This is a genomic window from Rhodococcus sp. Leaf233 (assembly GCF_001426165.1).
GTDB lineage: Bacteria > Actinomycetota > Actinomycetes > Mycobacteriales > Mycobacteriaceae > Rhodococcoides > Rhodococcoides fascians.
In genome coordinates this window covers 17,588-44,574 of the sequence record NZ_LMRO01000015.1, presented here as the reverse complement: position 1 = coordinate 44,574, position 26,987 = coordinate 17,588, and the positions used below count along the sequence as shown (strand labels likewise).

Genomic DNA, 26,987 nt, shown 5'->3' with positions numbered 1-26,987 from the left:
CTGGAGGTTGCATGCTTTCGACGACCGATACGGGCCTCGCTCCGCAGGTCACCTACCTGCCCCGTCGGCACTGTTTCGCTGTCTGGCAACCTGATTCCACAAGGATGGCTACCACAGCGACGACGCCGATCGATCTTGCGCTACCCGATACGGGCGGCACCGTGACCGTACGGACCGTCGAAGCGCAGCTCGTCGAGCCGCGTCGCGTCGACCTCGAAGCGGCCCTGGCACCGTCGGCAGGCCTCCCGGAAAGCGCGTCGGCCCGGGGGTGGTTGGCGGTTCTGCACCATCTGGAGCAGCGGCCCCCCTGCGCCGAGATTCCTGCATCGCTGCTGGAATCACTCCCCCCGGCGGCGTACGCGGTACCCAACACGGGTGGGTCCAGCGTGTCGACCGCGCACGGTGCCGTCGACGCCCTACGCACCAGCCTGCACATGCAGGCCAATCTGGGCGACAGTGCGTCCAGCTTCACCCCGCGGCCGTATCAGGTGCACGGTGCGTCCTGGATTCCGACCGTCGGAGAAGCCGGGGGTGGAGGAATTCTGGCCGACGAGATGGGGTTGGGCAAGACTCTGCAAGCCATCTCGCACATGATTGTGGGAGCGTCGCGGGGTGAAGGCAATTTTCTGGTGGTGTGCCCGACATCCCTGATCAGCAATTGGCGACGCGAGATCGAGAAGTTCTCTGCCGGCGACCTGACGGTCAATGTCTACCGGGGACCGAACCGCTCGCTCGGTGGATGTGGAGAGGGCGGCTGCGTGACCGTGACCGGATATCCGACACTGCGCTCCGACACCGACCGCCTGGCCGAGATCAGCTGGAACACGGTCTTCTTCGACGAAGCGCACGTCATGAAGAACTCGCGCACCCAGGTTTCCCGTGCTGCGCGACGACTGAGCTCGACAACTCGCATCGCACTGACCGGCACCCCGGTCGAGAACCGTATGGACGAGCTCTGGGCCCTGATCGACCTGACCAACCCGGGTCTGCTCGGGACCAGAGCACGCTTCACTCGGCGATTTTCCGCACCCATCGAGAACGCGGGTTCGGCGGCTGCGCTTGCGCACTTGTCCCATTCCATAGCTCCGGTCGTCCTCCGACGGACGAAAGACGAAGTGGCGACCGACCTTCCACCCAAACAGCAGATAGACGTTCTGTGCCCGATCACGAACGAGCAAGCGATGCTGTACAACTCGACGGTCGAGGCTGCATTCGACACCGGTTTCGGTTCTACACAACGCCGAGGGACTGCGGTGCTCGCTTTGCTGACCTCTCTGAAACTGATCTGCAACCACCCGGGTCTCGTGAACGGCAACATGTCTTCGTCGCCCGACCGTTCCGGGAAACTCGACAGGCTCACCGACATCATCGAGGAGCTCGCCGAATCGTCGCAGACCGCATTGGTTTTCACCCAGTACCGCAAGACCGGTGAGTTTCTCGCCGACCATCTCGCGCGCGTCACTGGAGCCGCCATACCGTTCTTCCACGGCGGACTCGACGTGGACCAGCGCGAGAGAATGGTGGACGAGTTTCAGGGCGGTAGCTGTCCCGTGATGGTGCTGAGCCTGAAAGCGGCCGGCTATGGGTTGAACCTCACCCGGGCCAGCACCGTCATCCATTACGACCGGTGGTGGAATCCGGCGGTGGAATCGCAGGCAACCGACCGGGTACATCGAATCGGACAGACCTCGCCTGTGACAGTCATGGCGCTCACCACCGAAGGAACATTGGAGGAGTACATTGCGTCGCTGCACGCCCGGAAGAAAGCAATTGCAGGGTTGACCGAGGGGAACAACGAGACAGCGCTTGCCGCACTGGATGATTCGACACTCAGACAGACGTTGTCGCTCCGATCGGTGGCACGGTGATGGCATCCACTCCCCTGCCTCCTCCGTTCGGTGCGACTCCATGGGGCAAGGAATGGCTGCGTCGAGTCGAGCCGATCACCGCTACCCGACCCAATCCGATGCTTCCTCGAGCGCGGAGCCTGGCTCGTAGCGAGTCGGTCGTCGTGGATACCAACACGATCGGTTCTATTCGCTGCGTGGTCTCGGCAGGAAAGAAAATCGAGACCGCGACATTTGCGGTGCCGCGCTATTCGGCGGCTCACAAAAGGACGGCTCTGCGCATCGTCACCAGTCATCCGACTCACGGCAGAGGCAGCGGGGATCTGCCCGACGCGCTTCACGCGGAGCTGGTATCGCGGGGTCTGGCACCGGTTTCCACGGACGTCGACACGGCATGCACCTGTTCCAGCAGAACTGATCCTTGCGTTCACGTCACCGCAGCAACGTACGCGATCAGTCTGATCGTGGACCAGTCACCTACGACGGCGTTGGCCATACGTGGTCTGGACCTCGTCGAAGCCGCTGCGTCGACGGACTTTCCAGCTCGATGGATGCCCATCGAGAGCGTCGACGCAGCGGTGTTCTACGGCTGAACGTATGCCCGAAAGATCAGGACGTTGCCTCGACAGCGAGGCGTGCAAGTGTGTCGTTCAGCTGATCCTCGGTGACCAGGGGAAACCCGATCTGCTGGAGAAGCTTCTTGTCCGTGACCTTCGACCAGTCGTAGGTGTGCCGCACCAATGTCTCGTTTGGTCCCTGAGACTCCAGTTCCCACAACCATTCCCATCCGGGAGGCTCGTTGCCGGCCGGCGCGGTCTTCCATGCCAGTAGCTTGTCCTTGGCGTACCCGGTGACGACATTGTCGGTCTGGTATTCCCCACCCATGTGATCGCCCTGCATGTTCATCGTGAACTTCTCGCCGACCTTCTGAATTCGGTCTGCGTGGTCCACGCCGCGTACGAATCCCGAGCCGTCGAGTGCCTGATGCCGCTCGGGGTTGGACAGGACGTCGAAAATTGCGTCGACGGGCGCTTCGATGGTGCGTTCCACTGTCAGCTTTGCGTTCTCTGTCATATCTGCACGATGCCCAATACGCCGGATCCTCAATCATGGATACAGCCGAAAACAGGTGGACCGCGAAGGCTGCCTGGTGAGATGCTCGGCCGACACCGGGATTGCGGCACCCAGCGCAGCGGGACGGAGGCATGACCGTTATGTCAACCGATCTTGCTCATTCCACTGCCACCTGGGTTCTCGAACACCTCGAACCCGGCGAACGTGTGACGGCCGTGGACTCGATGACCGGAGGCATCACGGCCGAGGTGCGTCGGCTCACTGTGGCAGATGATCAGCACGCCGTTCGCGTGCTCGTGTTGAAGAGCTACACAGCCGTGTCCGTCTCGGCTAACTGTCGTTGCCGAAGAACCACCAAGTGAGGACAATCGCTACGACTGCGGCAACAGTAAAAAGGACGGCGTTGAGCCAATGTGGGTTGCCAGTATCGAGATCTGCCAGTGCCATGAGTACTCGCCCATCCGTCCGCCCTAGTGGACAAAACCGACTTCTGCAGTCGAGCCTATACACAATGGAACGGATAAGCCCTCATCGTTCGACATCTATCCGATTAGTCAATCGCGCGCCATCTTGGTCATTGGAATCGAGCAGATTTCGGGAATCCTTATTCCAAGGCTGGGCCGACTCGCCGTACCAATGCGTGGGTCTACTTTTCGGCGAGACCTGTTGCCTCTGCCAAGTATTCGCGTGAGTCCCGGAACGTCTGCGCTACACCGCGTCCAGCGATCGCGTGGTACCGACTGATTTGGTCGTCATCGAGAGCATCGAGAACAGTGCTGGAATCTGCGTGCATCCAACCACCGTCTTGGACCAGTTCGTGGGCGCGTTTGCCGTGCAGGGCAGAAATTCCCTCGACTCTGATCCCCTGGGGATCGGTCGACGCCGCAAGGTAGTAGGCCTTCTTGCCGGGGTAACCGGCCTTGACCTTCTCACGCAACCTGAAGACAGCGGCGGCTGCGTCGTCGATGGCCGACGCCTGCTCGTCGGACCCGGCTTCGGAGGCCGAAACTCGCGCGATCTCCGCGTCCAGCGCAGCGAGCAAAGTGGCGAGGTACTCGAGATCACTCATAGGCCCATGATGCCCTAGTGCAGTGCGCTCTCGAACCAGCACCTGACGGAAAGAAATCGACTATGCCTCCGCCTCTGGGTCCGCGACGCGACGTACCGATACCCTGACCGTCTACAACTCCGCGACCGCGCCGGGTTTGTCCCTCGCAGTTTGGGGGGTCTATTGGGTCCTGTCGGAAGTCCTGATACCCGCCGGTAGGGTCATGCGCCGCCGACGACGCGGAGCTGTCCGGACGGTTCGTTGCACCACCTGCAGCTCCCGTCGATGTAGTCGTGGCCGTCTTCACGTTCGCACTCATCCACCGCGCATCCGCTGCCGCAAGACAGCATCTGTCCACATCTGCACCGCTCGCCGTCGCACCCCGGGTGGTGAAGCGTTCGCGGCGGGGCACCGCAGTCGTGGCATTTGCTCCTGCCGTTGGGTATTCGACTGGGCCGCCACGTGCAACCCACTGAATCGAGCATTTCCAGATCACACGCCATGCAGATCGCCATGCCGTGCAGAGTCGCACAGAGCACCGACACGAAAATTCTTCGATCGAACTCCACGATGCAACATCCCTGTCCGCGGGCACCGCCGTGGATAGGCACAGCCCTGAGAATCGACAAGTGAGGCATGTCGAACGACAGTTTCACGACCTCGACAAGAGGCCACGCCTCGTAGAAGGGTTCTGCACGTTGGCAGTTCTGAGATGATTTCCCGATGCACCGGATCCGGCTGATCTTCGCACTCGTCGCGCTGACACTGCTCGCCACAGGATGCGCCGACGAGCCCGCACCCGAGCCGACACCGGTGGTCGTGGCATTCGACGACGGATGGGGCCAACTGTTCGTCATGAACCTCGACGGTTCCGGCTTGCGTCAGGTCACCCCGACCGTGGGCGAAGACAGCCGCGACCCGAACTACGCGAACGGCGCTGCCCTCTCCCCCGATGGCGAGCATCTCGCGTACGCCCGAGGCCGATTCATCGAGATCCTCGACCTCGAGTCGGGTGAATCGAAATCGGTATTCGAAGGTGGCTACCAACCGGCTTTCTCACCCGACGGATCCAAGATCGCGTTCACCGCGAACGGCGGCATCAACATCATGAACGTCGACGGGTCCGACGCACACGTCATCGCGCAAGAAGAGTCGGCGTTCGGAGCGACATTCTCGCCCGACAGCTCACGGGTTGTCTACGTCACCGGCGGCTACCTGAACGAAGTACCTGCCGACGGCGGTGAATCGACAGTGCTTCTGCGCGACCAGTTCTGGAACTCCGACCCGGCCTTTTCGCCTGACGGGTCGACGCTCGTCTTCTCCAGTAACCGAGGCGGCAACAACGGCTCGGAGATCTACGCAATGCCCTCCGCCGGAGGGGAGATCACGCCTCTCACCGATACCTACTCGGTACATCCGAAGTTCACGCCCGACGGCTCGCGCATCCTGTACGACCGAGCGGTCACACAGACGGGTGAACTGGTGACCGATGTCGCTACCGGCTCTCAGGCCGAGATTGCGTCGATGAACCCCGACGGGTCCGACCAGAAGCGGCTGACTCCACGCTCTCTGAGCGGTCAGATGCCGACCGTGAGCGGGGGACGTTGACCCGCAAGCTATTTGGCATGTTCGGGGTTCGCTCCGCCTCGCCCCGCGTTCAATCTGCAAGATCGACTACGCCCAAGGGCCGAGAACCGGGTCAGTCCATGCACCGAGTTTTCCGCTACTGGCTATGTAGACCGCCGCAGGCGACAATTGCTCGTCAGCACAGTCCGGTCAAGACGTAACCGATACAGGCATGGGGTGTCCGCCGTAACGGTGACTCGAACGGGCTCGTTGACAACAGCCCATTAGGCAGTGACGACGGTGAAATGCTGTTCGTGCAGCTGATCCGCTGTCGTCCTGGCCAGGACTACGCGGGGCCTTTACCGTGGATGGTATGGCGACTTTCGCAGACGATCCGCGCGGTACCTACGCTCGTTACATCACCGCCTGCAACGAACGGCGTTTCGGCGACCTCGACGAATTCATCACCACCGATGTCGAAGGTGTCCGCAGCGGCATCGACGGCTACCGCGACGGCCTTCGAGACATCACAGTCGCGTTCCCCGACTTCAGCTGGTGCATGGAGGACTTGGTCGTCGAGGGCCGGTTGATGACGGCTCGCCTGACGGATACCGGCACCCACCACGGCGAGTTCGATGGGATCGCGGCGACCGGCCGGTATGTGCAGATCCAAGAACTAGCGATGTACCGGCTCGATGACGACGGCAAGATCGCGCGCTGCTGGGGAGATCTCGAGGCTTCATTGCGCTGTGAACTGCTGGGCCGCGGAGAATAGCTGGCTGCGATCAGCGAAGAGACATACGAGGAGTTAGCGAGCGCGGTTCAGCGGCAGTAGCGCAAGTCGTCAGATCTACGCTTTTGCAGCGTCACGTCCGGCGTCAACGGGTCCACATGTAAACGTGAGCGGTCAGACAGCGGCTTCGAGACCGAAGCGCATTTCCGCCGTGTTCTAGTGGAACAGTGGACTGGGTCGAGAAAGAACTAAGGGTCGCTGGTCTTACCGGTACCTGCACAGCGGTGGGTGTCATGCTCCCCTGGGCCCTCGAAGGGACCTTGCTCCGGTTGGCGCTGCTGGTGTTTCCTGCGTTCTGCGGTGCCGTCGCCGGACTGTTGGTCGGTGTGATCGCAGTCGGTGGTGGACGCTTCGCCTTGTGGTCGAACCGAATGTGGGCCGCACGATCTCACCACACCTGGCGACACCGATTCGCCGCGTGCACCGCAGCAGCGGTCACGCTGGCGATCTCTCTCACATTGTGCTGGCTGGTCGTCGCTGGCAGTGAAATCCTCACTGACACAGATGTATTCCCGTCCTGGTGGATCTCACTGGCAGCGATAACGGCGGCGAGTTACCTATTCGCCTACCTTCTCGCTCCCACGACGGACTGCGCCGCCCGAACACAGGACGGCTTCGGAGAGGTCTAGGTTCCAGCCCCGGTCCTTGCTCGGCCTCATCCTGGCGTGTGTGAGCCGCTGAACACCGTCGATCTGTTGCGATCAGAAGAGATGAGGCGGGGTAATAGTGTCGGACAGTCCGTGCTCGACAACACTATTCCACTTTGCGGTATCGGCCATACTGGACACATGGCAAGTCGTGGAGTGGTCCGCACCTGGAATCTGCGCGAGATGCACGGTGTGATCGATTCGGACGACACTCCAGGGGGATGCTGGACATTTGGGGCGACGGTCGCGATTGCGGGATTCCCCAGCCTGGACGAAGGCCAAGTTGTCGAATTCGAGTGGCGACCAACCGGCGAGCTCGACCAGAGCTACAACTTCATCACACTTCGCGCGTGGCCGGCAGGTGTCGAGCCGGTGGATCGCCCGTCCGGCTCATCAGCGTGGAACATCGACGCCGATGGCAACGTCCTAGAAGAGACGGACTTGGATTTCCCCGAAGAGCCGCGGATCGGGACCGCGGCGAGTGGCATCGTGTCCGCCTGGCACGGCGACGAAGGCTGGGGCGTAATCGATTCCGCGGGTACCCCTGGCGGATGTTGGACTTACTGGAGTGCCCTGCACCCTGACGAGGTGATCGATTCGCAGGGCATGGGTCAGTTCAACATACGAGGAGGCATCCACGACCTCATCGTCGGCGAGAAGGTCGACTTCGAGTGGGAGTCCGTCACAGATCAGGATGGGTACAAGTTTCGCGCGATCAAAGTGCGACCGCGGAGGGAGATTCCGCCGTGGCAGATCGAGTGGATCCCGTCATAACAGGGACCTGGAGGTTTCCGTGCGTCCTACGACCGTGGCTGCGTCAGGTCACGGTGAAGCGGACAGTGTTGCCGGTCGGATCGAGCAAGGTCGTATTCAGCGGTGCGTCAGTTGTCACCGTCAAACCCGCTCTACCGGAACCGATATCGATCGCTATCTGCTTGCTCCATTCGCCGCCTTCCGGGGGCACGGATCCGATTGCGGCGGAGTTGAGGGGCACCATCCACGAGCCCCCGGTCGGTTTGGCATCGCTGTACGGGTCGGCCCAGGGTGCATCGAAGTTGTTCATGTTCACGAACACGGTGAGTGGACAGTCGCTGGTGAAGAATGTCCGCCAGGTCAGCGTGACAACCGCGATGCCCGGCCGATCGTGCGGTGTGTACACGTCGCCGCCCACCTCGCCTGCGCACGGTAAAGACATCTCTTTGCCGAGCGAAATGTTGTATGGGAATGGGGTGAACTCCTGATGGTGGGCTGACGCCACCCCCGGCATACCGAGCAGCGCAGCCCCGAGGGCAGCGCCGACAACTGTGGTTCGCACGGTCCAAGTTCGAGTCACGAAATGGACATTACGGTAAGGGCCTTTCGTTGGGGCCGGGGATCGGTCTCGTCCAGTTTTCTGACCGGCAACCCCTCATCTACGGGCAAGCAGGTTATGGGTTGACGGTGTCGGTATCCCAGGCGAGTTATGCGTGACAGCTACGGCCAGCGAATCGAGCTCGACGTTCGTGAGTATTGCGTCGATGCACGAGGTCGACGCACCGATGTAGGTCGTCATCAGGTCGATGTCTGTTGCCGTACACCACGCCTTATCATTCGGCCACCACAGGTGGGCGCTCATTCCAAAGGGAAACTGAGCGCTGGCACCGAACTTTGTGTCGGCGAGGCCGATACTGCCTGCGAAGAGCACCACATTTCGAGACGGCACCGGCAGTGAAGCTCATTCGACGGTAAGTCGACATACCCAGATCCTTCCCAGTGCCCGAACCGGCACTCCGCCAGTGCCTGTGTGAAGCGTCGGAGAGTGTCTGCCAAAGCCCGGGTGGTGTTTGTCGGCAACGAACCTTGGATTGGGGGTTCGTGCCAAATGCCCTCCTGTCCACCGGCGTGCCAGCTACCCACGATGGAACCCCACTCCATTGCCGGGTGCGCGAGCCGACCGTTGGCTCGGGAGACGGCCGACCAAGTGACCGGTTCATCGTCGATAGTCCTCGCCGGGTGAAAGATTCGCGCGTACGACGGGAAGATGATTTGGAACCAGTGCGGCCACACCACTGCCGAATTTTCCGATTTCTTCGAGGAGCCACGCCCTTGCGCCGACGTCGTCGGCCACCCGTAGTCCTCGTTCGTCCGAGTCCTGGGAATCGGTCGTCATCGGATCCCACGCCATGTGCCCACTAGATCACACGAAGCCGCATGTCCTGGCCTGCAGATACGTTGCACAACAGAAGCGACGCAGCGACACGGCTGACATAATCGGCCTGTGCAGCTGTCCGAGCATCGAGAGTCAGTGATGACTGCGAATTGGAGGCCCCGGCGGGGCGTCCAAGTGACGCACTCGGATCTTCCTGATGCGTGGCTCGATGCGCTCGATCGTCTGGTCCACGATCTACGCGTACGCCAGTACGGCGGCGATGTCGAATACATCGACTGGGTAGCCGAATACGAATCGGACAGCGGCATGGTATGGCTCTACAGCGCTGTCACGGTCGTCGGAGGCAGCCGAGGAAGACTTGCCTGCAGTGGGATCGGCGCTTCTGTCGACGATGACGTAGAGCTGGCGCTGCTGTCGATGGCTGACCTTGTTCAGAACGAAGTGGCCGAAGCGGGTACCGCGTGGCCGTGGGGAGACGACGGCGGATTCATGCATGCGGAACTCATCGATGGAGTCGCCATGTGGAAGGACAAGAACTTTCGCGCAACGCGTATAGGGGATCTATCCGAGAAGGACTGATAGAGAACACTATCGGACCGAGAGCATGGACCCTCAAGCAAATTCATCGGCGACCACCAAGCGTAGAACCGCACGCACCCATGCGTCTGCGGATGCCTCCAGGTCGTGGCCGGTGAGTGCATCGGCAAGGCGATCGAGCGACAGACCCGTCGACTTCATACCTACCGATCTCGAGAGGTCAGCACGCCCGCGAATCGCAACCACGTCAGCCTCCGACACGAACCGCAAGCCACGGTGCGAGAGATCCGCCAGGGTCGACAGACATCCTGCAACAGCATCGACGACGCGATCCTGACCTACCTCGCCCGCCGAGCGGATCAGACTCGACATACCCACACGAGGCGCGAGATCAGGCACGACCACACCGAGATCGCACGCAATCGAGTACGGCGTGATGCAGACCTGCCCTGACCGGGCACTCATTCGACCTGCCACCGCCCGCGGACCCGACGACATCGCGTGGAGAACCGCGTCGATAGCACCGGGAGCCTCCGCTCGATGCTCGACCACGATCTGTGCCTGACTTCCCTTACCGTCCGCGACCACCACCGTCAACGTCTGACCTGCCGGAGAGTAGTCGGTGTCGACCACAGCGTCGACGCTCACTATGCCGACCCCATCCGTCACCAGACGGTTCCGTGCGAACGACGGCCTGCGTTCGGTCAACTGTCGACGCACATCGTCGTAGTCCGAGGAGAGGGCAGCCGAATCAGCCCAAGCGTCGGCCCCGAGGGGAAGGATCGATGTCTTGCCGATACCTCTACGTCCCAATCGAATCGAACGGTTCGCGCGCCGAACAGCCGATTCGGTGACGATGGTCGACGAAGCCAACGCCCCGATAGTCGTCCCCGCAACTCTGCGCCCCGCCACCGCATGACCGGTAAGCAACTCCCCCGGCCACTGATGCCGCATCAGATAAACGGCATTCGTATCGATTTCGGAGAAGTAGACGTCGACACTTACGGCGTCACCATTGGCCGTTACGCGGGCACCCAAACCGACCAGACGTGAACGTCTGAGCGGAGTTTCGCCCGCAGTCTCGGTTCCCAATGCCATTCCGGCGAGCGCCGAGTCGGTCGCCCCTCCGAGCTGAACTCGCGCGTGGATCTCTGCGATCAGCGACGCCACCCGGATTCGGTCGTGACGGGCATTCCTTGCGGCATAGGCTTCGACCTGATCGGCCAGATCCCCACAGGCGTCGGCGAGCCACACCGTCGACGATGCCTCGGCCGAACGAGTAACCCTCACTGCCGATGCATGTTGCACACCCGACGCCCCGGCCAGTCCGTCGAAGAGGATAGTTCGGGCAACAACCTTGGCCAGAGCGGAATTAGCCGAATCCTGAATTAGACCAGCACTACTGACGAACACCTCGTCGCTACCCGATTCGTCAGCCGCTCGTACGGCCCACACCGCAAGGGCGATCGACTCCGGCGCTGCATGCTCGGATGCCGACGAATGAGTGTGACCCACATCGTGGGGTGTCAAGAATCGAACTGTGCAGTGCGGCAACTCGACACGCACAATCGAGTCGGTGCCCTCGGGGCGATGCACTGTCGCCTGATAACCCTCGCCACGGATGCGCCTGGCCCGCCGCATGGCGGCCGCACCGACGTGCGATTCGACAAGTGTGTCGTCGAATTCCCCTGGTGTCCATTCCGGTCCGCCGACATCGGTACCGAATCTCGCACGATAGGCGAGCACCAGACCGAGGCGATGCCTGCACGCCGAGCTCGCGCCGCAGGAGCATGACGCGTCGGTGAACGGCAACGAAGCCGGGAGCTCGGTCACGACGCCGTCGGCGAACCGGGCGACGATGCGTTCGATTGATGCCGACAAGTCCGGTGGATTCTCCTCGACCATCCGCACTGCTCTTTTGACCAGGCCACGATTGGTGACGAGCACCAGTGCCTCGTCGGTGAGCGCCGCCACGTCCGGTCGGATGGATTCGGCGTTCATCGGATGCACCCGGCGACGAACTCCGCGAGCCCGCCCGGTGTCATCGCCCCCACGTGCACCCCCAGCCGGACTAGACGCTGGGCGATCTCTCGGTCGTAGTCGGGTTCGCCGGACTCGTCGAGTGCTGCCAACGCCAACACTCGCACGCCCTCGTCGGTCAAGCGAGATACGCTGCGCACGAACCGATCCGCTTGACTCTCGTACAGATCGGAGATGATCACCACGATGGTTCGGCGGGGAGTCTCGACCAGCTGCCCCGCATAGTCCACAGCCTTGGCACCATCGTTGCCGCCACCGAGTTGCACTCCCATCAACAATTCCACCGGATCCAGAACCCCCGACGTGAGGTCGACAACGTTGGTGTCGTACGCGATGAGGTGCGTTCGCAGACCAGGGACGTTCCAGAAGCATGCCGCTGTGACGGCGGAATGGACGACAGAATCGATCATCGATCCTGACTGGTCGACCAGCAGTATGAGTGTCCAGGTGTCAGTGCGTCGCCGGGTGCGCGAAGTGAACAGTGGTTTCTCGATCGCGATGGATCGTGTCTCGAGGTTCCAGTGCTTGAGGTTCGCGAGAACCGTTGCAGGAAAATCGAAGTTGCGAGAGTTCCGGAAGGAGGTGCCCTGCCGGCTGCGCGTGCCGTGGAAGGTCTTGCGGACGTCGACGGACAGCTTCTCGATCAGCTCTTTCACAACCGTGTCGACAGCCTTCTTGGCCAGCGCGAGAACCCGCAGGTCCATCAGATGCTTCGTTCGCAATACCGCACGAAGGAGTGTCACACTCGGTTCGATTCGCTCGAGAGCCTCGGGATCGGTGACCACCTCGGTGATCTCGTATTTCTCGACTGCGTCTCTTTCGAGGCGGTGAACTGTCTCACGCGGAAACAAGCGGTGGATGTCGTCGAGCCAATCCACTGCGCTCACCACCGTTGTCCCGACTCCGCTCGGCCGTCCGCGACGGTCGCGGTGCAGTGCCCTACCCTCGCCTTTTTGCCCCTTCGCCAGAGCACCGCCTGCTCGAGCGCGTGAACCACCCGAGCGCACGCCCTGGGCGGCACGGGCCGCGTCGCGGCCATACAGCCATTCCAGCGCGGAATCCTGTTCTGCCGCAATACCTGTAGGGTCACCGAGTGCACCGGAGCTGGCGTCACCCAAGATCAATCGCCATCGCTCGGAGTTCATTGCAATCCAATGTTCGCGAGCGCACGATCGACTCGCTCGTCCAGTAGCTCGCCGGACAGTCCCGAGGCCGTAATGGACGGGCCGGCAGGCGCTGGTGCCACGCGTCGAGCGATGACCTCGCGTTCACGCGGAGGAAAGAACTCGAAGGACTGCCTCAGGGCAGGCAGTGCAGTCAGAAAATCATGCTCGGTCATCCGTCCTACGACGGCGTCGACGGCCGTCAACACTGCGTCACCGGAACCGGCATCGAGAAAACGTTCACGCGCGACGCCGAAGAGACCGGACAGCCAGTCGCCGAGCCGATCCGAGGGTATGGACCGCACGGCAGCCGCCGCATCTTCCGGCGTGGTTCGAGTCCACGACGCGCCCAGAGCCGATCCCCTCATATCCACTGCGGCACCGCTGTCACGCGCCAGCAGATCCAATTCTGTAGACGGGTCATCGCGCAAGAGGTGCCCTGCGTACTGCATGGCATCGGCGATGGCCGCGACAGCCGCGATTCGACGGAGATCTGCGCCCCCTGTTGCTCGGACTCGCCGGGCGAGCGTAAGCACCTTGGGCGACGCGGCTGCCACCACTTCTCCGAGCAGCGCCGAACCCCGACTCCCGAACAGCGAATCGTGTCGCCACAGATCGAGGGCAGTGCGCAGAAGTAGCCCGGTATCGGCGAGATCGACTGCGTTGTCCAGCGATTGGATCGCCGCCGATGCTGACGTATCAGATACGTCGTCGAGTCCGCTCAAGACTGCGTCGAACAGAATTCGCGCGACGGCAGCCATGTCTTTGCCCGCTGACCGCAACGCGGAGACGAGCGCTGCACCCGCCGCGTCCACTAGCGTGTGCCCGTACGCGGCGGCCTCGACGAGTGCCGGAACTCGGCCGCCGTGGTCGGTGATCACCCACTCGTCGATCGACCGCACCTCGGAGACACCGCTCGGTCCGGCAGAGCGCTCGAAGCCAGGAATGCCGAGTAGTCGTAGCTGATGCAGCACGCGACTTCTCGAACGCTCGCGTTCGTCAGTGAGATCCAGAGACAAAGTCCCGGTGGTCAATTCGAACTCTTCGAGCAGCATGCCGACGTGATGGACCAGCCCAGGTGCCGGGGCGTCAGGATGCAGTTCCCCTCGCCGCTCTCCCCTCAACGTTCGGATGCATACCTCGATCACCGGGTCAGCTTCGACACCGAGTGGTTCACCCGCACGCGTCCACGGCAGCGGTGAGGGAATGGCCTCGTCGACGAGTGTGCTCGCAGCACCGTCCAGTACGTCACGACGCGTGGGCACCGAGTGACCTCGCATCGCCGCCAGCGCATGGACCTGTGTTCGGAATCCGGCGAAGTCGGTGGTGGAAACCCGGTGCCCGCGGGCCCGCAGGTTCAGCACGACGGCCTCGATCGCGGTGTCCGACGCATGAGCCTGATTTTCCCAAAGCTGCTGGTACCACCACGGTCCCTCGAGTTCGAGGCGACGGTAGGAGTACGGGATCAGATAGCCTCCGACGTCGAGGGCGGACTCCGGACTCGGAACGGTCGGCCAGCTGTCATCGGCCGGTGGTCCCGTCTCGAGCTCCGACATGATCCCGGCACGGTGGAATCCGCCGCAGACGACGACGACCGAACCACCCTGCTCACGAGCTGCTTTCACCCAGGATGCCATGTACTTCTCGCGTTCGGAGACGTCGACACCATCACCGCGGATCAGGATGAAGTAGCTGTCGAGGATATCTCGCATCTCTTCGGTCGTCAGCGCGCCTGCCCGGGCTTCCACGACGTGGTCCCACATCGCATCGATGGTGTCGAGGCCCATCTGCTCGACTGCATCCACAGCGGCTGGGCTGTATTCGGTAGGCCCAGAATCGAAGTCGGGATGCCACGACGGAAGGTCGATGAACCGAACTGACGCACCCGTTCCAGTGGCCGCTTGCATCGCTACCCACTCCGGCGAGAACTCGGTGTAGGCATTCCAGGCCACCTGGGTGTGTGTACCCCTGCGGGCGTGTGAGAACAGCGCGATCGGAAGTCGATGTCCGAGCGTCAACTCGCCGAGGCGGTCTGTGTAATCGGCCGGACCTTCGATCAAGACGTGGGCCGGCCTCAATCGTTCGATGGTCTCGGCTACCACGCGCGCGCAGGCAGGACTGTGATGCCGCACGCCGATGACGGCCACCTCGTCGCCATCGTGACGTTCCACCACTAGCTCAGACGTGCGTGAGCTTCGCGCAGCTCGCGCCACGCCTCGCTCGATCGGTAGGACGATCGCTGCTCGATGTAGCGACGCAACCTCGCTGTGTCCTCGGCGTTGTCTTTCGCCGCGGTGCCGGCCAGGGACTCCGCGAGATCGGTGAACGTGCCTGCATCACCGCGCATGTACCAGCCGCGAATTCCGGTGGCATGCGCGAGCGAGACCGCCTCAGCCGTGCTCATCACAGACGACAACCGCTCGACGGGAGCACCGGCTTCGGTTAATCCCGATCTCAGGTCACGGAACAGCGTCACGAGAAGTTCCGCGACCGCCGGATCTTGATCGATCCCCACCCCGGACGCGCGCAACAGCGCCGCCGACTCCGCCCGCACCAGCGCGAGCTCGGTGTCGAAATCTGCAATCGGATGTACCGTCTCGAAATTGAAGCGACGTTTGAGCGCGGCGCTCATTTCGTTCACTCCTCGGTCGCGGGTATTTGCCGTCGCGATGACGTTGAATCCCTCACGCGCGTAGACCATCGCGTCCGTTCCGGTGAGTTCTGGCACCGCGAGAACACGTTCGGACAACAGCGACAGCAGGGTGTCCTGCACTTCGAGTGGGCATCGGGTGATCTCCTCGAAACGCACGATCCGACCCTCGGACATCCCACGCAGCATGGGTGCCGGAACCATCGATCGTGGGGAAGGGCCCTCGGCTACCAACAGCGCGTAGTTCCACGAGTACCTGATCTGGTCCTCGGTGGTTGCAGCGCCTCCTTGGATGGTGAGCGTGGAATCTCCACTGACCGCAGCCGCAATGAGTTCGGACAGCATCGATTTCGCAGTACCTGGTTCACCGACCAACATCAATCCGCGTGTGGTCGCCAAGGTGACGAGCGAGCGTTCGACGAGTGACGGGTTACCGACATACTTGGCGACGATTCCGCGGTGGGCGTCGCCCATCACGAAGCTGCGGGCCGCCTGCAGACTCAATTTCCACCCAGGTGGCCGCGGACCGCTGTCCTCGTCGGCGAGTCGCTCGAGCTCGTCTGCATACCGCTCCTCGGCAGGTGGCCGCTGTACTCCCGTCGTCACGACGCGAACCCATCCAGATCGGCGATGAGTTCCGAGACGGTCGCACGGTCGACGTCGTTCAAGGTCCCTCCTCGCAAGCTCACCTCGACGAGCTTCTGGTCCGGGTATCCGTTGTAGGGATCACCCGTCCCCATCCCCGGTTCGAGTCCCAGCAGCACCGAGACATCGTCGCTCAGTTGGTAGAGCAAGCCCTGACCCCAGGACACGGGGTTCTCCCACACCGGTTCCCATCCGCGGTAGGTCAACCGGAGGGCCTGGCTCGGGGTCGCAGTCACCCCCGTGAACCTGGCCAGGCCACTGCCGTCGATGTCGCCTGGCAGCGGGTCGTGGACCGGTCGGCCCAACTGTGGGAACGGCTGCAGTATTTCGTAATCGGCGAATATGTTCGACCACGTCCCGACCGTGTCGGGTATGTGTGCCGGATGAACCAGACCTATCCGGCCGTCGGGAAGCTCGAGGGCATCGTCGTCGACGTCTGCGAGGGTGCTGTCTTCCGCGACCCGGAACACCACTGCAGGTTTGTTGTTGTCGTCGAACGACGCCCACAGGAGACGACGAGCTACGTGGATCAAGAGCGGATGTCCCAGCACGTATTGGGTGAACTCGTCGGCGGTCCAACGGCGTCCGATCACCATCGACCGATTGAGGCGCTTGATCTGTTCGGTTGCAACAGCTTTGGCTTCGCGCTTGAGCGCGGCGAAGCGTGTCTTGGCTTCCTCCGCGAGGATGGCATCGTCTCGGGTGGTGGGCTTGGGCAGGCTCGTCGTCTTCTTGCCATTCTCGTCGAGCACGTATGGAACAAGTGCTTCGGTGAAGCCGACCGTGAAGGATCGCTCGCCGTAGTCGAACATCATGGTTCCCGACGACGACAAATCGAGAGTGGGGACGATGCGGTCCGCCAACTGCTCACGATCGAGACCGAGGCTTTCTGCGACCTCGGCGACCCGCTGCTGCGCGCCGACCTTGAGGGACTTGAATTTCATCTTCCGTGAGATGTGGTCCAATTCGGTGAGGGCCCGGGTCGAGCCGTGCGCAGCCAGAGCGTCCAGCCCCAGTTGCGCTCGGGCAGTCCCGTTCTCGCCTGGCCAACGCCGGATGAGCGGGGCCAGTTTTCCGATTGTCGAGTCGTCGCCCAGCCACCCGAGTGCGAGGATCACCCAATTGTCTTTCGAGGGCGCACCTGCTCCCCACCATCGCTGAAAGAGCTCCCACGCTGCGTCGGCGAGTGACCCGCGATCGCAGTACGAGGTCACCGTCTCGAGCCCTGCGTACGGTGCATCGATTGTGCTTACCGCGCACATCGTCAAGATATGCGCCGTGGCGGAATCAGGCAGAGCAGCGGACCTGTCCGCGGTCAGTATCGGCGGCAGCGACGGCGCGTCGGCCCAGGCCGGTGTTTTCGGAATGCGCTTCGGTAGTACTTCCAGCGGATCGAGATCGACGATGGTCGCAATCGCTGCCGATACGTCGTCTCCGTACCTGTTTGCTCCGGCCAGCACTGTGTCTCGTGAGGTGGCGCGCGCGAGTCCGCGTAATGCTGCTGCAGCGTGATCTTTCTGCGCCCCAGCTTTTCCCACCGCGTCGGGGATCAACAGCGTTGCTGCGTCCGCCGCATGCCGGACGAGCCATGCCAAAGCGGGCTTGCGCAAGTTCTTCCGGGTGGCGAACATCGTCGCGTGCACGCGCGCGACATCGAGGTCGACGTACGGCATCAGATAGGGTGCCGCTGCACCGGGGTGAGCTCGTGTGAAGCGGAGCATGAGCGGTAAGGCGTCGAGTTCGTAACGCGCAACGACACGCAGCGGATCCTTGAGAGTTGTTCCCTCCCAATCAGTCAGGAACGGTCGGGCAATCTCGTCCGGCGCGATGAGGAAAATGATCCAGGCGTACCGGCCCCCTGCACCTGTCGGTGACGGGTCTGGAATGTACTGCTTGTAACTGTCCCATGTCGTATAGGAGTAATCTCCCGGCCTGTTCTTGATGGCCTCGAGTTCGCCTGGCAGCCAGGCCATTTTGTGAAGATCAGGGACTTCGAGCCCTGTGATGGCGGTCGCGTCGGGCATCTTCTTGCGCGTCGACCACGGCGGACTGACGAGGATCGACGGAAGGTCGGTCGCCATCGGCAACAAGGTTGTCAGTTCTGCGATCCTGCGTTGCGCTCTCTCCGGCAACGTGGAGGCGATCTCGCGCGCCAAGTCCGGATCCCGCCGTACGTGGCGATCGAACAATCCCGAATCAGCCTCTACAAGAACACGGAACGCTCGACGCGGATAGTTCTGCATCGCCCGAAGGACGATTGGCTGCCCGTTCTTCATCCCTCCACGTCGGACCAGAGCCTCGAACGCATCGTCGGTGGGGATAGCCGAAAGGGCGTGCAGTATTCGCAGAAGCCAGGACTCGTCGTGCGCGTTTCCGTACGGATTCGGCGTGTCGAAAGCGTCCAGCAACACAGGCAGTATCGGCGGGCCGATACCATCCACCACCGCTGCTGTCATCGCATCGTCGAGCAGCCACCGCCGGTGCCCGTAGGCGTCATCGCTTCGATGAAGCTGTTCTGGCGTGTTCGCCGAGACCATCAGCTGCGTGCTCCAGTGGTAGGACTGAGGACGCACCACCATGATCAACTCCTCCGACCACTCCAGCTCGGTCGGGAAGATGAACGTAGCGGTCAGCTTTCGTACGGTGTTGCCTCGCAGCGTCGATGCCACGCTTCGGGCCGCCGCGTAGTCCTCGTCCGACGCCACCGCGATCAACCCGCGCATGCGCTCGAGCATGTACTCGCGCGGAGAATAGGTCAGTTGCTCGTCGTACCCATCCACCTGCGCGAAACGTTCTCGCGTCGTGTACTTCGGCATTTCGAACACCGCGTCCGGCGTGGCATGACCGTGAGAAACGACGCTGATTACGGCACCTTCCGGGAGGTCCGCAACCAGCACCCTTTCGCTCACGAAACGCATGTCGGACAACTCCAGAAGCGCCTCGACCGCGAAGACCAAGCCGTGCCTGGCCACCCAGCCGTCGATGATCGAGACAACTCGCAATTCGTCGCGACTTACGAATCGGTTCAGGAGAAAATACAGAGCGGCGGCACCAAGAGCCGAGACGTCGCCTGCCTGGTACTTCCTGGCGGCGATCGTCAATTCGTCGGGGTTGGTGTCGTTGACGAGGTACCAGGACGCGTACTGGAGGCTGAGTTCGTCGGTCTCGATCTTCGCTAGTTCGACGCCTGCGTCAGGATCGACCGGCGCGACGCTGGCGCGATAACCCCCGCGTCGGGGATATTTCATCGGTAGCCACGTCAGCGGCGGCACGGACTTCGACTCGGACTCGGACGTACTGTGGCTCACGCATCTCCTCGAGGTCCCGCACTGTTCGGCGACGTGCCGAGAATGATAGCGGGCAGAACGATCGCCCACCGGTGATCTCGTACCGCGTGGTCTGGCAGCGAAGTGTGGGCGGCGAAAGCAAAACCGACCGGACGGCATGCGGAACGAATTTCTGCCTTGCGCACCGCATCGGTCCGCGGGAGAGTGACGGTCGTGAACGACACACCCGCGTCCGGCCCCCCACCGCGTTTTCGCGGCGTGCCCATCAACGAAATCCCGGCCGTAGTGCCCCTGAGGTTGATTCTGGCCGAAACGGAGAGGATCGGTGCGTGGCTCAGCGGTGCACGGGTCTACAGCACATGCATGACCTTCTCGGTCGAAGCCTGTGTCCGAGAATCTGATCGCTTGCTGGGTATGTACGGGTTCGGTAGACCAGAGTCGAATCACACTCCGCCGATGCTCGTCGGTTTCGAGGATGTCGACGGAACCGTCTCCACAAACCTTCCCGGCAGGCGAACGGGGTTGAGCCCCAGCGGCGGTGGAGGAAACCGCCTGCACAGTCGAGCCGGCCTCATTCTGGAACCCGTCCCGCCCGCCGGTCCTTTGCATGTGTATTTCGCTTGGCCGCACTTCGGGATCGCCGAAACACGTCATAGTGTGGACGCGAGCGAATTCGTCTCGGCGACATCCGAAGTGAGAAAGCTGTGGGACGAGGCCGATCCGGATACGGGCACCCAGTTCGACCTCGACGACAGGACTACACCCGAGATCGAGATTCCACCTGGCGGATGGTTCGAGACGGCCCTCGAACGCCAGAAGCCACCTCCACGCGACCCCAATGCGCCGCGTCGTATCAATTACGCGATCGGGGGTGATGATTAGGCGGTGCATGGTCGCTCCGACCGGCTGCGAGCTGGCAGGATCAACAGCGTGATCGAATCCATTTTCGTCGAGCACCTGCGGTTCTGCTCCGAGTCGAGCGGGCGGTTCAACCGGCATCCGCACCGTGAATTGGCCTCCTTCGACGCACATCCCAGCAGTCCGATTGCGGTGCCGACATCGACGCGCGAATATCGACCAACGATGTGCTTATAGGTGGCGAACAGCGGAATGCATAAATCTATTGGTGTCCGCCGCCCTGCGTCCTGCGTTACCAGCCGACACAGAGGTGTTGCCGTCCTCGATAACTCCCCCGGCTTCAGTTCCAACCTTGGGAGCGAAACCACTGCGCAGGCTTTAGTAGCGCTGAGGGGCGAGGAGGGTGACCTGACGCATTCGGTGAACATCGGTGGGTACGAGCTCCCGATCTAGTTTCCCCGCCTGTGAATCGACCACGACCCGAACGGGGTGAGGTAGTGTCGCGATCATGACACTGCAGAAAGGCGCATGAGCGCCCCGTCGTCCGAGCGCAGACTCTTGCGCCCACGATATATTCGTTTCGCTGCCGGTCGGCTGTGGGTTATCGACGAAACCCAGCCTGTCGCAGCGCTTCTCGAACCGACATCCGGACACATCGATCGGATCGTGTCCTGGCCGGAGATACCCTCACCATCACCTGCACTGACGATTGCCTCCCACGCAGACCGTGTCTGGCTGCAGTACCGCGGAACCGATGTTCTGGCCTGCGTGACCGTGGACGGGGTACATCACGCCGAGTATCTCGAGGGCTCACATCTGCTGACAGCGGGATCGTCCGGAGCATGGTGTTTTCGACCCACACGCCCGCGTGACGACGTCGCTCGCACCGCGGACGAGCCGCCGCTCCCCCGCCCGCGATCGCGACCACCTCTGCTCCTGGCTCACCCGGGCGGAGGCACGTCTCCGATCGACGTCGACGGGGTTCTAGTCGCAGCCGACTTCGACGAACAGTCGGTCCACCTCGCCGTCGAGCACACCCCATGGTCGCGCACCTATCGCGGAACCCCCACTCCGGCAGGATATGTTCTCCAACAATCCAAGTCGTGGATCCATCTACCGCTGGACGCGAGCACGACCCGCATCGAACTCGACGACTACCCTCGATCGCGGGCCGACGGCGCGTGGCACACCAGCGAGTACGCGGACATTACCTACAACGAGCTGCACCGCCGCAAGCGCGCGATCGGCGACGGCGTCCGATGGCACTGGGGCGTGACAGGCAGGCACGGCGGTGTTCTTATCGCGAAGGCATTCCGTGCCGGTTCCTCGACGCCCGTGTGTGAGATCGAACTGCCGGAAGTCCGGGCCTACGAAGGCACCGCATACGGTGACCAACTCTGGCTCCTTGTCAGATCTGTGGACGGTGCGAGCCGCCACCTTGTTCGGCTCTCGATAGACACAGCAGAGTCCGAACTCGACACAGCCATAGACGATCTGGACATCACGGGCTACTGCCGCCCCGTCGCTCCCGAGCCGCCTGATCATGCGTCGTACGTCCGCTACTGCATTCGTCGACTCGACGGGCGGCGGTTCTCGAAGAGAATGCACGACGTCCGCGCCGAGTTCATCGGCGACTGGCCGCACGGCCGCTTGCACATCAGTTTCACCCACGATGACTACGAGGGGCTCACTGTGGTGACTCGACTCAACCTGTACGACGAACAGGGTCGACGTCTCGAAGATATAACTTGTTATGCCCCTACCGAATTGATGGAGCAGGCAGACACCCGCGCGTACCCGGATCGGTCGCGCGCCGTCGGAGGGGTGTTATACGTATGACGCATTGGGTCGAAGTGCTGCTGAAGATCGTCGACGGTCCGCAGCGGCCGGTCATGGGTATCGCCCGCGCAATTCACGCCGACATCGGTCCTAGAGACGTCTACGACGGGCACTACGGCATCGTTCCGTCGTACGTGGGTTTCGGGCTCGGCGAAGTCCGTCTCTTCCGTTTCGGTCGACAGACACGCATGGAGTCTCTGGAAGGGAAACCGCTGTTCATCGCCGACGGCCATAAGTGTTGGGTGTTCGAAGCCGGTCACGATGATCCGATCGAAACCAACGAGCTCAACACCCGGATACCCGACCCGGGCCGAGAACTGATCGTCTCCCGCCCGGTCGAACACTGGGCGCGACCGGGCCTCACCAGACCTACACGTCCTATCGAAGAGGTCGAATTCATCGGACGGCGTTGCTGGAAGGTGGAACTGCAAACCGGCAGCAAGGGCTCGCCGATGGTTCTGACGATCGACACCGAGACCGGGGCCGTGTTGAAGCAGGAGTCCGAGGAGGGCAGTGCGGAATACATCGATTGTGCCCTGCCGGACGAATTTTCGGACTCGACGTTCGTGTGGAGCGGCCCGGCCAGAATGGCTCGTAACGTGTTCGCCGAGGATCGGGCGCGTGAGGTGGAACGATCGAGAAACAACATGCAATGGTTCCACGACAACGTCAGCGCGCAGCGGATACGAGCACACGTCTTGGTCGACTTCACCCCGACCGAGGTGCGCCGAGATCCCGAACATCCTGACAGCTTCGAAGCCGATATCGAGAAAGGTGCCGGCCGACTGTGGCGACGCGCGCGATCCAGCGAGGACTGGCTCCTCCCCGTGAACTGGACGCGGCACTACCCGACACCTGTACGAGCATGGTCCACGGAGACGTTCGACTGGGCCTGCGCATTAAGCCTGGGCCCGGGCAGTTTGACCGATGCGACAGTGACGCAACTCCAACACGCGCTCCACCCAGGCCAAGACGTGGTTGGCATACCCCCACTGAATCCGCACCTAGCTGAGCAATACGACCAATCTTGATATGCCGGGCTACCGGTAGAGGTCTGCATATTGCGGCAGCACAACAGTTTTCGTGTTACTCGAGTCTCGACGCCGGATCATTCCGACGGGTCCTGACGCCGCGCAGATGCCGTTGGGGTGAGCGCGCGACGTTGTTATTCGATGGCTTGTTGATGGACTGTTTGAGAGGGTGCACGAATGAGTGCGGTCAACTGGTTACTGGCGGGCCCGCGTGGTCGTCGGTTGCTCCTCGAGTATGCGCTGCTCGCGGAAGAGGATTCGGCCGTCGATGTCGAGCATTCGTTCTGCTCTGCGGTGTTCCTGGCGTCCTACCGCCTTGACGTCGACCAAGGTGCCGGAGTGGTGATGTTCGGGCCCGGTGCTGAGGAAGCGCGGCAGACCGTGGTGACAGCGGAGGATGTGGCGGATCGCCTGTCTCGGGTGCCGCTCCCGGAATTGACAGCCGGCGTGCTGCGTTCGGTCCTTGCTGCAGCGGTAGATCACGCGATGTACTGGCAGCCACCGAACGGTGAGGACGTTCTCGCCGCCACCGCATCGGTGCGGGGTGAGCTGGAACGGATAGCCGAACACGTCGCCTCGACGCCGCACGCACAGTGGTGGTCGACGGGTCTCGCGACTGCTGATCAGTGGATCGTGTGGTGGGACAACGCATACGCGCAATTCCGGGATACCCCGGCGGCCACACTGACCACCGCAGAGACGTTGCACGACTACGGTGCTCGCACGGCGAAAGAAGAAGTGCGAGCGGCGACCGTGCGGCCGGCGGACCCGGCCACGGGCTTTTCCGGAGAGTGGTGGTCGGTTCCTCCGACACGGAGCTCGACTCGCTCGTTGTTCGATGGCACCCCGGCGGCGCTGTGGTTCGTCGAGGACGGCATGGGATGGAAGCGGGCGGTCTCGCGGCGCATGCGCGTTCCCAGCGGTGTTCGCGCGTACGAGATCGACGGCCCGCAGGCGTGGGCGCAGCTATGCAGAGAGTTCCCTGTCGAGGTCACCGCGCAGAAGCGGCACGACTGGTACCGCGCTACCGGGCGGGCCGGGCGATGGGTCGTTCCCGACTGGCCACGAGTGGCGGAACAGTACGACGGTATTCACCTCACCGTCCGCGGCTACCTCTCCTCAGCCGGGACGGCCATCACCGTGGACGACGCCACAGCGAGTGTCATCGCTGGATGGGCACCCGACGAAACCTATTGGCTCACCGACACCGCAGCAGCCGACGGCGACAAAGCCCAGGGGTGGGTGTGCGACACCGACGGGGAACACCCCGAGTGGACCGCACACAGAGCTCGCTGACGCGGTCTGCACACCGGTAAACGCCAATCCGGTAGTTGTCGCCGGCGTTCACCCAACACTCGAAGAATCCCGATCTCGAAGACGGAGATAAGCATCGAGCCGAGCCGCGCCGACAAGAAGATCACGGCCCCTCGCGCTCAGCCGCGCCTGCCACGCGTCGAGAAAGGAACGCAACTCGTCGACACCTCCGGCACCGCGCAACGATTCAAGGAAGTGCGCGACTTGACTCAGTCGGTAGCCGCCGCGCCGGAGTTGCCGCGCGATCTCGACGTCCCGGACGGCGTCAGCGGCGTATTCGCGGTAGCCGGTGGTCGGGGCGCGTGTGGGTTGTACGACTCCTTCCGCTTCCCAGGCCCGCAGCGTCGCCGGGTGCAGATCGAGGCGTCGTGCGAGTTCACCCACCGTCAGCGGGCGTCCGTCGATCGGCCGCGGTGCCATCGTCGACAGGCTCTTCAGGGCGGCGGCCGTTTCGCTGTAGACGCCACGTTCGGAGTGGAGAGCGGCATGGTTGGCGTCGATCGTTCGGTATGCGAAGTCGTCGTCACGGGCGTTGACTGCGCGCATGATGTCGACCGCCGGCCTGTACCCGTGTCCGCGGCGCAGTGCCACGAACGCGTCGAGCGCCGCAGCGTGCATGAGCGTGTAACACCGGTAGCCGGAGTCACTTCGGACCGCGAGAGGTAGGACGCCTACCTCTTCGTAGTTGCGTACCGCCTGTGTGGACAGTCCGTGTCGGCGGGCCAGATCGGTGGGTCTCACAATGCCTCGATTGAGGGTTAACGGGTTTTAAGCCGGTGGCATGATGCCGAAGTCTCAATGGAATGCTCAACGATACCGTCGAACATATGCCTGCAGAACTGCACAACATCGCCCGAGAACTCGGCGAAGACCTTGGCCGCGTGGTCGACGCTTTCCTGACCGGGCGTCCGGCCGTCCTCCTGGGCCTCGGTGAGCCGACACACGGAATCCCTGCCTTCACGAGCCTGCGCAACGAGCTGCTCGTCCATCTCGTCGCTCGCGGATTCCGGTCGGTGGCGCTCGAGACCGATATCTTCGCCGCGTCCATCGTCGACGATTACGTGGCCGGTGGAACAGCGGGCCTCGACGAGGTGTTGTCGGCCGGTTTCAGTCACGGGTTCGGCGCAGTTCCCGGTAACCGTGAACTGCTCGAATGGCTGCGTGGTCATAACGCAGCGTGCGCGCCGGAGGACCGGGTCCGATTTCATGGCTTCGACGCGCCCGTCGAGTACTCGGGAGCACCGAGCCCCGGACCGTCCCTGAAGTTCGTATTGGAAGCCCTGGCCCCCGAAGAGGTGTTGCCTCCCCACATAGGGGACCTCGACGAACTCCTCGGTGACGACGCCGACTGGACCGATCCGAACGCGATGTACGACGCCGCCGCGTCGATCGGCGGATCCAACAGAGCCCAGGTTCTCGGCTCGATCGCGGAAGGACTGGCCGCCGCTGCACCACTGGACGCGCCGTGGGAGGTGTCTGCGCACGCGCGCGCTGCGCAGGGTTTGCTTCGCTATCACGCGGCCATGGCGAGTACCGCCCCCGATCGCATCGGGCAACTACTCGGCATACGCGCCGAAATGATGGCCGACAATCTCCGCGACATCGTCACGCGTGAACGCGGTCGCGGGCCGACCCTGGTGTTCGCGCACAACTCGCACCTGCGCCGCGGCGACTCGGCGTTACCGGGCGAGGCGAGCTGGGCTGCAGCCGGTGCGCTCGTGGCCCACGACCTCGGCGATGAATACGTATTCATCGCAACCGACGCCAACCCGTCGGCACCCGTCGGCACACTGCAGGCCATGTTGGCCGATGCCACAGACCGACGCGCGTTGTTCCCGGCGGACGCACTACGCAGCGCACTGCCCGAGTCCGTTACCGCGGGTACGCCGATCGCTCCGGGCCACCTGCCACTTTCTCCCGCAGACCTATCCGGAACCGACGCGATCGTGTTCATCGCCGACACCGATGGGCACCGACACCAATACTGGTGACCCGTCCAAAACGTATATCGAACGTTCAACCACCGACATCATCCCGTGGTGAACGCAAACGCCAGCTGGCAAGAGAGCTTATCGACAGAGCGCTGCCAGCGGATCTGGACGAAACACAAACCGGAGCCAACGATCTAGTCCAAGTTTCAGCTCGACACGGACCCCTATCTACTCCGTAGCTAGTTGACAGCGAACCAGCTGAATCAAGTGGCTCCGTCCACGCAGGTCCATTTGCTCAACACACGCAGATCGCCGGACACCAGTGAATACACCTGGACACCGACTCAGCGCCCAGTTCGACCGTGTAAGAAACGAGTTGTGAACTCCCGCGGCACTCATACAGAAAAGACGGTTCCGGATCTCTCCGAAACCGCCTCTGAACTGCAACTATGTGTCGGGCTGACAGGATTTGAACCTGCGACCACTTGACCCCCAGTCAAGTGCGCTACCAAGCTGCGCCACAGCCCGCCGCACCTCGAAAGGCGCTTGCTGAGATTACCCCAGCCCT

At 62.6% G+C, this 26,987-nt stretch carries 23 protein-coding genes and 1 tRNA gene; 13 read left to right on the top strand and 11 right to left on the bottom strand.

All coding sequences use genetic code 11. The features are described 5' to 3' along the window. The first annotated feature begins 104 nt into the window (after positions 1-104). Together ASH04_RS25505 and ASH04_RS25500 are read left to right on the top strand one after the other, a co-directional pair. Complete coding sequence (locus ASH04_RS25505; RefSeq protein WP_052053292.1) at positions 105-1,868, top strand: DEAD/DEAH box helicase; 1,764 nt, start codon at positions 105-107, stop codon at positions 1,866-1,868. Then, positions 1,868-2,440 (top strand): hypothetical protein, encoded by a 573-nt coding sequence (locus ASH04_RS25500; protein ID WP_057474935.1) that lies wholly within the window; start codon positions 1,868-1,870, stop codon positions 2,438-2,440. Before ASH04_RS25505 ends, ASH04_RS25500 begins: the two co-directional genes overlap by 1 nt. A gap of 16 nt (positions 2,441-2,456) precedes the next feature. Here ASH04_RS25500 and ASH04_RS25495 read toward each other — a convergent pair whose 3' ends face one another. Further along, positions 2,457-2,921 carry an SRPBCC family protein gene (locus ASH04_RS25495; RefSeq protein WP_027497200.1) on the bottom strand — a complete coding sequence of 155 codons (465 nt, stop codon included), beginning with the start codon at positions 2,919-2,921 and terminating at the stop codon, positions 2,457-2,459. 131 nt (positions 2,922-3,052) lie between these two features. On the opposite strand from ASH04_RS25495, the gene ASH04_RS25490 reads away from it, so the two are divergent. Then, positions 3,053-3,283 carry a hypothetical protein gene (locus ASH04_RS25490; RefSeq protein WP_156394667.1) on the top strand — a complete coding sequence of 77 codons (231 nt, stop codon included), beginning with the start codon at positions 3,053-3,055 and terminating at the stop codon, positions 3,281-3,283. 284 nt (positions 3,284-3,567) lie between these two features. On the opposite strand, the gene ASH04_RS25485 is transcribed toward ASH04_RS25490, so the two are convergent. Beyond that, positions 3,568-3,990, bottom strand: a complete 423-nt coding sequence (locus tag ASH04_RS25485; RefSeq protein WP_057474933.1) for a hypothetical protein — start codon at positions 3,988-3,990, stop codon at positions 3,568-3,570. 702 nt (positions 3,991-4,692) lie between these two features. Here ASH04_RS25485 and ASH04_RS25480 point away from each other — a divergent pair. The 4 genes from ASH04_RS25480 (at position 4,693) to ASH04_RS27395 (ending at position 7,749) form a co-directional block, all read left to right on the top strand. Continuing rightward, positions 4,693-5,577 (top strand): PD40 domain-containing protein, encoded by an 885-nt coding sequence (locus ASH04_RS25480; protein ID WP_057474932.1) that lies wholly within the window; start codon positions 4,693-4,695, stop codon positions 5,575-5,577. Between the two features lie 331 nt (positions 5,578-5,908). Then, positions 5,909-6,310, top strand: coding sequence for an ester cyclase (locus ASH04_RS25475; protein WP_057474982.1), 402 nt, complete (start codon positions 5,909-5,911; stop codon positions 6,308-6,310). A 251-nt stretch (positions 6,311-6,561) separates the two neighbouring features. Next, positions 6,562-6,957, top strand: coding sequence for a hypothetical protein (locus tag ASH04_RS25470; RefSeq protein ID WP_155290164.1), 396 nt, complete (start codon positions 6,562-6,564; stop codon positions 6,955-6,957). Between the two features lie 159 nt (positions 6,958-7,116). Continuing rightward, positions 7,117-7,749, top strand: coding sequence for a hypothetical protein (locus ASH04_RS27395; RefSeq protein ID WP_143544810.1), 633 nt, complete (start codon positions 7,117-7,119; stop codon positions 7,747-7,749). A gap of 43 nt (positions 7,750-7,792) precedes the next feature. On the opposite strand, the gene ASH04_RS25460 is transcribed toward ASH04_RS27395, so the two are convergent. Both ASH04_RS25460 and ASH04_RS27390 read right to left on the bottom strand, forming a co-directional pair. Continuing rightward, the gene (locus tag ASH04_RS25460; RefSeq protein WP_032366131.1) at positions 7,793-8,308 is read right to left on the bottom strand and encodes a hypothetical protein; all 516 of its coding nucleotides are present in this window, start codon (positions 8,306-8,308) and stop codon (positions 7,793-7,795) included. Positions 8,309-8,944: 636 nt separating this feature from the next. Beyond that, a complete protein-coding gene (locus ASH04_RS27390; RefSeq protein ID WP_032366129.1) occupies positions 8,945-9,139 on the bottom strand; it encodes a hypothetical protein in 195 nt (64 codons plus the stop codon). 159 nt (positions 9,140-9,298) lie between these two features. Between ASH04_RS27390 and ASH04_RS25445 the strand changes: the two genes are divergently transcribed. Then, entirely contained in the window at positions 9,299-9,703 is a 405-nt protein-coding gene (locus ASH04_RS25445) for a hypothetical protein (RefSeq protein ID WP_230591215.1), read from the top strand. A 33-nt stretch (positions 9,704-9,736) separates the two neighbouring features. On the opposite strand, the gene ASH04_RS25440 is transcribed toward ASH04_RS25445, so the two are convergent. Genes ASH04_RS25440 through ASH04_RS25420 form a run of 5 tightly spaced genes read right to left on the bottom strand, consistent with a single transcriptional unit; the run spans position 9,737 to position 19,467 of the window. Continuing rightward, a complete protein-coding gene (locus tag ASH04_RS25440) occupies positions 9,737-11,662 on the bottom strand; it encodes a hypothetical protein (protein WP_057474931.1) in 1,926 nt (641 codons plus the stop codon). Beyond that, complete coding sequence (locus tag ASH04_RS25435; protein WP_057474930.1) at positions 11,659-12,846, bottom strand: VWA domain-containing protein; 1,188 nt, start codon at positions 12,844-12,846, stop codon at positions 11,659-11,661. The genes ASH04_RS25440 and ASH04_RS25435 overlap by 4 nt, the downstream gene beginning before the upstream one ends. After that, entirely contained in the window at positions 12,843-15,035 is a 2,193-nt protein-coding gene (locus ASH04_RS25430) for a DUF5682 family protein (protein ID WP_145916617.1), read from the bottom strand. The genes ASH04_RS25435 and ASH04_RS25430 overlap by 4 nt, the downstream gene beginning before the upstream one ends. 2 nt (positions 15,036-15,037) lie before the next feature. Then, on the bottom strand, positions 15,038-16,120 hold the full coding sequence (locus tag ASH04_RS25425; RefSeq protein WP_032384291.1) for an AAA family ATPase: 1,083 nt from the start codon (positions 16,118-16,120) through the stop codon (positions 15,038-15,040). Beyond that, positions 16,117-19,467: a DUF4132 domain-containing protein gene (locus tag ASH04_RS25420; protein ID WP_057474929.1), complete on the bottom strand. Its 3,351-nt coding sequence runs from the start codon at positions 19,465-19,467 to the stop codon at positions 16,117-16,119. Before ASH04_RS25420 ends, ASH04_RS25425 begins: the two co-directional genes overlap by 4 nt. 636 nt (positions 19,468-20,103) lie before the next feature. On the opposite strand from ASH04_RS25420, the gene ASH04_RS26840 reads away from it, so the two are divergent. The 4 genes from ASH04_RS26840 to ASH04_RS25395 all read left to right on the top strand — a co-directional run bounded on the left by ASH04_RS26840 (position 20,104) and on the right by ASH04_RS25395 (position 24,470). Further along, positions 20,104-20,328 carry a hypothetical protein gene (locus ASH04_RS26840; protein WP_162247567.1) on the top strand — a complete coding sequence of 75 codons (225 nt, stop codon included), beginning with the start codon at positions 20,104-20,106 and terminating at the stop codon, positions 20,326-20,328. Positions 20,329-20,832: 504 nt separating this feature from the next. Continuing rightward, positions 20,833-22,143 (top strand): hypothetical protein, encoded by a 1,311-nt coding sequence (locus ASH04_RS25405; protein ID WP_032384289.1) that lies wholly within the window; start codon positions 20,833-20,835, stop codon positions 22,141-22,143. Then, the gene (locus ASH04_RS25400; RefSeq protein ID WP_057474928.1) at positions 22,140-23,174 is read left to right on the top strand and encodes a hypothetical protein; all 1,035 of its coding nucleotides are present in this window, start codon (positions 22,140-22,142) and stop codon (positions 23,172-23,174) included. Before ASH04_RS25405 ends, ASH04_RS25400 begins: the two co-directional genes overlap by 4 nt. Positions 23,175-23,351: 177 nt before the next feature. Beyond that, complete coding sequence (locus ASH04_RS25395) at positions 23,352-24,470, top strand: hypothetical protein (RefSeq protein WP_057474927.1); 1,119 nt, start codon at positions 23,352-23,354, stop codon at positions 24,468-24,470. A gap of 48 nt (positions 24,471-24,518) precedes the next feature. On the opposite strand, the gene ASH04_RS25390 is transcribed toward ASH04_RS25395, so the two are convergent. Continuing rightward, entirely contained in the window at positions 24,519-25,229 is a 711-nt protein-coding gene (locus ASH04_RS25390) for a MerR family transcriptional regulator (RefSeq protein WP_048320286.1), read from the bottom strand. An 86-nt stretch (positions 25,230-25,315) separates the two neighbouring features. Here ASH04_RS25390 and ASH04_RS25385 point away from each other — a divergent pair, with 86 nt between their 5' ends. Continuing rightward, positions 25,316-26,479 (top strand): erythromycin esterase family protein, encoded by a 1,164-nt coding sequence (locus ASH04_RS25385; RefSeq protein ID WP_057474981.1) that lies wholly within the window; start codon positions 25,316-25,318, stop codon positions 26,477-26,479. 394 nt (positions 26,480-26,873) lie between these two features. On the opposite strand, the gene ASH04_RS25380 is transcribed toward ASH04_RS25385, so the two are convergent. Continuing rightward, positions 26,874-26,947: transfer RNA gene (locus ASH04_RS25380), tRNA-Pro, on the bottom strand. Positions 26,948-26,987: the final 40 nt, after the last annotated feature.

Coding starts and splice junctions, on each gene's coding strand:
- ASH04_RS25505 (WP_052053292.1), top strand. CDS start 105: ATGGCTACCACAGCGACGACGCCGATCGATCTTGCGCTACCCGATACG.
- ASH04_RS25500 (WP_057474935.1), top strand. CDS start 1,868: ATGGCATCCACTCCCCTGCCTCCTCCGTTCGGTGCGACTCCATGGGGC.
- ASH04_RS25495 (WP_027497200.1), bottom strand. CDS start 2,921: ATGACAGAGAACGCAAAGCTGACAGTGGAACGCACCATCGAAGCGCCC.
- ASH04_RS25490 (WP_156394667.1), top strand. CDS start 3,053: ATGACCGTTATGTCAACCGATCTTGCTCATTCCACTGCCACCTGGGTT.
- ASH04_RS25485 (WP_057474933.1), bottom strand. CDS start 3,990: ATGAGTGATCTCGAGTACCTCGCCACTTTGCTCGCTGCGCTGGACGCG.
- ASH04_RS25480 (WP_057474932.1), top strand. CDS start 4,693: ATGCACCGGATCCGGCTGATCTTCGCACTCGTCGCGCTGACACTGCTC.
- ASH04_RS25475 (WP_057474982.1), top strand. CDS start 5,909: ATGGCGACTTTCGCAGACGATCCGCGCGGTACCTACGCTCGTTACATC.
- ASH04_RS25470 (WP_155290164.1), top strand. CDS start 6,562: ATGCTCCCCTGGGCCCTCGAAGGGACCTTGCTCCGGTTGGCGCTGCTG.
- ASH04_RS27395 (WP_143544810.1), top strand. CDS start 7,117: ATGGCAAGTCGTGGAGTGGTCCGCACCTGGAATCTGCGCGAGATGCAC.
- ASH04_RS27390 (WP_032366129.1), bottom strand. CDS start 9,139: ATGGCGTGGGATCCGATGACGACCGATTCCCAGGACTCGGACGAACGA.
- ASH04_RS25440 (WP_057474931.1), bottom strand. CDS start 11,662: ATGAACGCCGAATCCATCCGACCGGACGTGGCGGCGCTCACCGACGAG.
- ASH04_RS25435 (WP_057474930.1), bottom strand. CDS start 12,846: ATGAACTCCGAGCGATGGCGATTGATCTTGGGTGACGCCAGCTCCGGT.
- ASH04_RS25405 (WP_032384289.1), top strand. CDS start 20,833: ATGAGCGCCCCGTCGTCCGAGCGCAGACTCTTGCGCCCACGATATATT.
- ASH04_RS25400 (WP_057474928.1), top strand. CDS start 22,140: ATGACGCATTGGGTCGAAGTGCTGCTGAAGATCGTCGACGGTCCGCAG.
- ASH04_RS25395 (WP_057474927.1), top strand. CDS start 23,352: ATGAGTGCGGTCAACTGGTTACTGGCGGGCCCGCGTGGTCGTCGGTTG.
- ASH04_RS25385 (WP_057474981.1), top strand. CDS start 25,316: ATGCCTGCAGAACTGCACAACATCGCCCGAGAACTCGGCGAAGACCTT.